1 protein-coding gene is annotated in these 1,159 nt (G+C 65.3%); it reads left to right on the top strand.

The genetic code is table 11. The features are described from left to right. Positions 1-111 precede the first annotated feature (111 nt). The coding region (locus ACZY0X_RS31205; protein ID WP_463775895.1) for an ISL3 family transposase at positions 112-1,159 on the top strand (1,048 nt) is incomplete at its 3' end.

Here is a 1,159-nt window from a genome sequence, read left to right as displayed (position 1 = left end):
GGCTCTTGTGCCACATTCGTGGGTAGTTGATCGTTTCGAAACGGCCGCACGCCGTTCCCCATCTAGGTTTTTGGCTTGTCGAAGGTCAAAAACTTCAGAACGGAGAACGGCGTGCAGAACGCCAGCTTATGGCGCGCCTTGTTGTGCGTCGAGAACACCGTCGTCGAGGACGTCGAGTTCGACGACCAGACCCAGATTCTCGTGGCTCACGTCAGGCCTCGACGACCCCGTCAGGGTCGATGCGGAGACTGCGGATCAAGAGCCTCCTGGTATGACCATGGTCAGGGGCGGCGGCGGTGGCGTGGGCTCGATATGGGGACCATTCAAGTCTTCCTGGAAGCCGATGTCCCCAGGGTCAACTGTGCTGTCCACGGGCCGACGGTGCGACAAGTCCCCTGGGCACGACACGGTGCTGGACACACCCGCTCCTTCGATCAACAGGTGGCCTGGTTGGCCACTCAGTGCTCGAAGAGAGCAATCACCGAGCTGATGCGGATTGCCTGGCGCACAGTCGGATCGATCATCGCTCGGGTGTGGGCTGACACCGCGGCCGGGGTCGATGCGTTCGCCGGCCTGTCGCGGATCGGGATCGATGAGATCTCCTACAAACGCCGCCACAAGTACCTGACCGTCGTGGTCGACCACGACAGCGGCCGGCTGGTGTGGGCCAGTCCCGGCCGAGATCGCGCGACCGTGGCCGCCTTCTTCGATGCGCTGGAAGCCTCGGGTGCGGGTCGCTGCGCCCGGATCACCCATGTCACCGCTGACGGGGCTGAATGGATCGCGGACGTGGTCGGTGATCGATGCCCGAAGGCGGTCCGCTGCGCTGACCCGTTTCACGTCGTCGGCTGGGCCACTGAGGCCCTCGATGCCGTGCGTCGCGAGGCATGGGCCAACGCCCGCCGCGCCGGTCACACCCGCTCTCACGGGTGGGCCCATGGCCGACGCGCCACCGTGTCCACCGGACCAGCCCAAGCGCTCCGACGCGCCCGGTACACGCTGTGGAAGAACCCGGAGAACCTCACCGACCGGCAACGAGTGAAGCTGGAGTGGATCGCCAAAACCGACCCGCGGCTCTACCGCGCCTACTTACTCAAGGAAGGCCTGCGGACGGTCTTCAAACTTCCCGCCGACCACGCCGCCGCGGCACTGGACAGGT

The organism is Mycobacterium sp. IDUB_39 (assembly GCF_055419205.1).
This window is presented reverse-complemented; position numbering and strand designations above follow the sequence as displayed.